This window comes from Lapillicoccus sp., assembly GCF_039935575.1.
GTDB lineage: Bacteria > Actinomycetota > Actinomycetes > Actinomycetales > Dermatophilaceae > Lapillicoccus.
In genome coordinates this window covers 1-5,307 of the sequence record NZ_JBDTKA010000027.1, presented here as the reverse complement: position 1 = coordinate 5,307, position 5,307 = coordinate 1, and the positions used below count along the sequence as shown (strand labels likewise).

Sequence of the window (5,307 nt, the reverse complement as noted above, 5' to 3'; positions counted from 1 at the left end):
GCCGTGCTGTCCTCGTCGCCCCGGGTGCGGCGGAGCACCGCGCGGATGCGGGCGACGACCTCTTCGAGGCTGAACGGCTTGGTGACGTAGTCGTCGCCGCCAACGGTGAGACCCTTGATCTTGTCGTCGACGGAGTCGCGGGCCGTGACGAACACGATCGGCAGCTGCCGACCGGACTCACGCAGCCTGCGGGTCACCTCGAAGCCGTCCATATCGGGGAGCATCACGTCGAGCACCACGAGGTCGGGCTTGTGCTCGGAGGCACTGAGTAGGGCGCTCTGCCCGTCGCTGGCGACCGAGACCTCGAAGCCGGCGAACCGGAGCGACGTCGCGAGCAGCTCGCGGATGTTGGGTTCGTCCTCGACGACGAGGAGGGTCGCTTCGTGGGTCAGGGTGTCGGTCACCTCATCAGTGTGACCCCCCAGCCTGTGAGTTTGCTGGACGTCGGCTGGACGCGAATTCCCCGTCCGTGGGTCTCCGTGGGCTATTGACGAGGCACGAACCTGATGTCGGGTTTCGGCGCCGGGAGCTCTCCGGCGGAGGAGGGGTGCTCGTCGGTCACCCACCTGCCGGCGAGCGACATGAGTGCCTGGGTGGCGGAGGCGTCGGCGGTTGTTGCGGCGGGTCCGCCGATCTTGAAGTGATCGGTGATGGGCCCATAGGTGCCGATGAAGTCTTGGAAACCGTTGACGTACTTGGCGTTGAGCGAGGTGAGCATCTCGTCGTTGCCCGACATGGCCACGCGGTAGCGGATCCACTGGTGGAGGTGCAGGTCGAAGTCGCTGAACTTCCTGGCGGCCTCGGCGCCGCGGTCGGCCAGTGACGAGATGGTGGAAGCGGGCATCTTGAGGTTCATCCCCCCTTCGCCAGGTCGTTGGCGGACGGTGACGATGCGGTCGCGGAATCCGGGCATCGTGATCTGGGTGTTGTCGACCCAGTCCTGCATGGTGTTGAGGATGGCGTGTCCGAACGCGAGCATCCCTGGCAGTGGGGTTGCGGACGGCTGGCCTGTCCCTCCTTGGCGCGGGGGCTTGTACACCAGCTCATCAGGGTAGTCGGGGTCGAGCGGGCCGAGGTCGATACCGAAGGTCGGGCGTCCGGGGAACGGCGAGTCGAAGAAGTGCATCGGGAAGTTGCTGGAGATGCCGCCGTCGGAGAACCACACCGGGATCAGGGTGCGGGAGCCCGGTTTGCGGCTGTCGTCGACGGTGAACAGCGGGACCGCGCTGATCAGCCCGGGAAAGCTGAGCGAGAGCCGCGCCGCCACCACGACGGGAATGTCCCAGGGGTGCGGGAGGTGGTGGACCTGGCTGTGGTGGGTGGGACAGCGCATGCTGATGGGTTGTTCCGCACCATCCACCGTGTCTGACCTGTCCGCGACCGCCGACGTCGTGGCGAGCATGTGGGTGACGACCTGTTGCGGGAAGTACTCGCCCAGGTGTTCCGGGCAGAAGAAGAACGTGCTGTCGGTGAACGGGAACCGGTAGGGGCGTTGAAAGGTCAGGCAGGTCGTCATCACGACCAGGTCGACGTCCCGCGCGGCGGCAGCGGCGGCTCGTTGGGTGGGGTCGACGGGCAGATCCTGGTCGTCGCGGTCGGTGATGGGCCGTTGTAGGGCAGTGGCGGCCTCGCCCCAGAGGTCACCGAAGGTCAGCGGCGGCTCCCCGGGGGCTTTCCCCGCCAGGTTGTCGAAGGTCGCAGTCATCCAGTCGGTGAGGGGGGCCGCGTCAGTCGAGGGGTCGCGCTGGTGGCCGTTGCACAGGCCGAAGCCGTTGCCGGTCATGGCGGTCAGGGTGCGCTTGGCCAGGACGTAGCCCGCGGCGGCCAGAGCCAGGATCGTCGCGGTGGGGATCCAGACCAGGGCGGCGATGGCCCAGCCGAGCCAGTGCTGGAGACCCGCACCGCCGGTGAGCGCAATCGCGGCCAGCGGCACCACGAGCAGGCCCGCAAGGACGAGCGCGAACACGACCGGAGCGTCCGCGGCCACCGCGATCGCCGTAGCTTTGAGCTTGGCCGCGACCGACAACTTCGGTTCGAGCCACGCGGAGAGAATCGAGAAGGGGCGCTTCGTGGTCGGACCCGGTTGGAAGAGTCCAGCGAGGCTGGTGCCCAGGTCGTCGGGTAGCGCGAACAACCGGACGAAGCCGCCCGTCTTCCGGCCGTGCTCCGCCGCCGCCACGGCGGCGGTGGCGATGGCACCTGCTGACGCGCCCCCGACCGACCGGAAGCGGTACGTGGCCGCCAGGGTGCAGGCGGCTCGCGGGTAGATGATGCCGGAGCTGATGCCACCCTTCATGATCAGGTCGCACTGCCTGCTGTCGTCAGCTCGGGACAGGTACGTCACGGGTGAGGTCAGGCTCGGTACATCCATGGTGTGCCTCCCGAGGGGACGGACGTCGTGATGCGGTTGGGATGCTCGGGCCGGGCCGAGCGGCCCAGGGAGCTACGTGGTGGGGGCCGGCTTCGCGCCGGTGTTGCGAAGTGAGCCGAGCTTGCTCAGGGCCTCGAACCAGAAGGGGGCTCCGAAGGACGCGGCAAGGGCGGTCAGACCCCAGCCGAGAAGCTTCAGCAGCCAGCCGTAGGCGTCACCCGGAGTGGTCATCGAGCTCCAACCGACCGGCAGGCCGGCCGTCGTCTGCAGCTTGGCCAGCTCCGTGTCGACGCAGGCGCGGGTTTTCTCCACCGACTCACCTTGGGGGCAGAGCGTGTGGTTCGTGGCCTCCGCGACGACCGCCTCGCGCAAGGGTCCATCGGAGTAGAGGGAGCTGGCGACCTGGATGGTGTCGATCTGAAGCGCGATGGCGACCACGAGGGCGATGACGATGATCCATCGTTTGGCCCAACGCTTGTAGGAGCCGCTGATCCGGTCCATGGCGTTGTCGTACCACTGCTCCACGGACGTGGTGAACGCGTTCACGTCCGTGGCCGCCGTGTTCAGCAGGGCGAGCAGCGCGCCCCGGAACGGGATCGACGGGTTGAGCGCCACGACGGCTGCTCGAATGTCGTCGATGGTGGTCTTCCCCTGCGCATTCGGCACGAGCAGGTCGACCAAGGCGGCCGCGAAGGTCTTCGCGGGGAGGTAGCTCGGGTTGCGGTTCTGGGCGCCGGTCACTCCCGACTGCATGAAGGGCCGGACCAACGGGTGACCCATCACGGCCAGGGTCATCGGGACTTCGGTCGGTCCGACCAGGTCCGTGCTGGCGGTGGGCGGTTGACGTTGAGAGGGCTCGATTTTGGAAGGTTGAGCCTCGAGAGCCTTGTCGTACAGGCCATTTTCGGCCTTGCGGCGGGATGTGGGCGAAGGCGACGTGGCCGCCGATCCAGGGGGATTCGCCGGGCTGGGGGTGTCCAAGAGGTCGCGGAGTCCCCGCAGCAGGTACTTCGAGCGCTTCTTGACCACGTTGGCGACGAACTCCACGAGTGCGGAGCAGGCCAGCGCGACAAGAAAGAACATGAACGCAAGGCCGACAGCCGTATCGAGCACTGCTGTTCCCGGCATAACCACCTCCGAGGAGAGGGCGACGTCGTCACAGGCGTCCTGTGCCAACGAAAGATAGCGACGATCTCGACCCCATGTCGCCAGATGTGAAGAACCTGACCGTCGACCGCGGTGGCGCAGCGTCGAGACCTGTCCTGCGTTCCACGCCCGGCTGCGATGAGGCGTCAGACGGGCAGGTCGTCCGCGTCGACGATGCGGTAGGCGTAGCCCTGCTCGGCGAGGAAGCGCTGGCGGTGGGCGGCGAAGTCGGCGTCGACGGTATCGCGGGCGACGACGGTGTAGAAGTGCGCCGTGCGGCCGTCGCCCTTGGGGCGGAGCACGCGTCCGAGGCGCTGGGCTTCCTCCTGCCGGGAGCCGAAGGTGCCTGAGACCTGGATGGCGACACTCGCCTCGGGCAGGTCGATCGAGAAGTTCGCGACCTTGCTGACGACGAGCAGGCCGATCTCGCCGTCGCGGAAGGCCTGGTAGAGCCGTTGGCGCACCGCGACGGTCGTCTCCCCGGTGATGAGGTCGGCGTGGAGCCGCTCGGCGAGACCGTCGAGCTGGTCAAGATACTGCCCGATGACGAGCGTCGGCTCGCCGTGGTGCCGAGCCACGAGCTGCTCCACGACGGCGTCCTTGGCGCTGCTGCAGGACGAGAGGCGGTAGCGCTCCTCCGGCTCCGACATCGCGTACGCCATGCGCTGGCCGTCGGGCAGGCTCACCATCACCTCGACGCAGTCGGCCGGGGCGATGTAGCCCTGCGCCTCGATGTCCTTCCAGGGCGCGTCGAAGCGCTTCGGGCCGATGAGGGAGAAGACATCGCCCTCCCGGCCGTCCTCGCGCACGAGCGTCGCTGTGAGTCCGAGCCGGCGCCGGGCCTGCAGGTCGGCCGTCATCCGGAAGATGGGCGCGGGCAGGAGGTGGACCTCGTCGTAGAGCACGAGCCCCCAGTCGCGGGCATCGAGCAGGTCGAGGTGGGTGTAGACGCCCTTCCGCCTGGTCGTCAGCACCTGGTAGGTGGCGATGGTCACCGGGCGGATCTCCTTGCGGGAGCCGGAGTACTCACCGATCTCCTCCTCGGTGAGGGAGGTGCGCTTGATGAGCTCATCCTTCCACTGCCGGGCCGAGACGGTGTTGGTCACGAGGATGAGGGTGGTGGCCTTGGCGGCGGCCATGGCGCCTGCTCCGACGAGCGTCTTGCCGGCGCCGCAGGGCAGCACGACGACACCCGAGCCGCCATGCCAGAAACCGTCGATGGCCTGCTGCTGGTAGGGACGCATCGACCAGTTCGTGAGGTCGAGCTCGATGGGGTGGGCCTCGCCGTCGACGTAGCCCGCGAGGTCTTCGGCAGGCCAGCCGACCTTGAGCAGCTCCTGCTTGAGGTGGCCGCGCTCCGACGGGTGGACGGCGACGGTAAGGTCGTCGATCCGCGCGCCCAGCAGCGGCTGAATCCGCCTGTGCCGCAACACTTCTTCCAGAACGGGGCGGTCGGTCGTGCGCAGGGTGAGCCCGTGGGTGGGGTCCTTGTCCAGCGTCAGTCGTCCGTAACGGTCCATCGTCTCGGCGACGTCGATGAGCAGGGCCTGAGGCACGGCATACCGGCTGTGGGTGATGAGGGCGTTGACGACCTGCTCGGCGTCGTGACCTGCGGCCCGGGCGTTCCAGAGACCGAGCGGCGTGACCCGGTAGGTGTGGACGTGCTCCGGTGCGCGCTCGAGCTCGGCGAACGGGGCGATGGCCCGCCGTGCCTCTTCGGCGCCGGGGTGGTCGATCTCGAGGAGGAGCGTCTTGTCGCTCTGGACGATGAGGGGGCCGTCAGTCATGGT

General features: G+C 68.1%; 4 protein-coding genes. All 4 read right to left on the bottom strand.

What is annotated here, in order from left to right:
* Positions 1–404: response regulator (locus ABI385_RS03575; protein ID WP_348102362.1), on the bottom strand; the 404-nt coding region annotated here is incomplete at its 3' end.
* Positions 405–484: 80 nt separating this feature from the next.
* Positions 485–2,371 (bottom strand): hypothetical protein, encoded by a 1,887-nt coding sequence (locus ABI385_RS03570; protein WP_348102361.1) that lies wholly within the window; start codon positions 2,369–2,371, stop codon positions 485–487.
* Between the two features lie 72 nt (positions 2,372–2,443).
* Positions 2,444–3,499: a hypothetical protein gene (locus ABI385_RS03565; RefSeq protein ID WP_348102360.1), complete on the bottom strand. Its 1,056-nt coding sequence runs from the start codon at positions 3,497–3,499 to the stop codon at positions 2,444–2,446.
* A 164-nt stretch (positions 3,500–3,663) separates the two neighbouring features.
* Complete coding sequence (locus tag ABI385_RS03560; RefSeq protein ID WP_348102363.1) at positions 3,664–5,304, bottom strand: DNA repair helicase XPB; 1,641 nt, start codon at positions 5,302–5,304, stop codon at positions 3,664–3,666.
* Positions 5,305–5,307: the final 3 nt, after the last annotated feature.

Bases quoted from the DNA above. Each gene is read 5' to 3' on its own strand.
- ABI385_RS03565 (WP_348102360.1), bottom strand. From the start codon at position 3,499: ATGCCGGGAACAGCAGTGCTCGATACGGCTGTCGGCCTTGCGTTCATG.
- ABI385_RS03570 (WP_348102361.1), bottom strand. From the start codon at position 2,371: ATGGATGTACCGAGCCTGACCTCACCCGTGACGTACCTGTCCCGAGCT.
- ABI385_RS03560 (WP_348102363.1), bottom strand. From the start codon at position 5,304: ATGACTGACGGCCCCCTCATCGTCCAGAGCGACAAGACGCTCCTCCTC.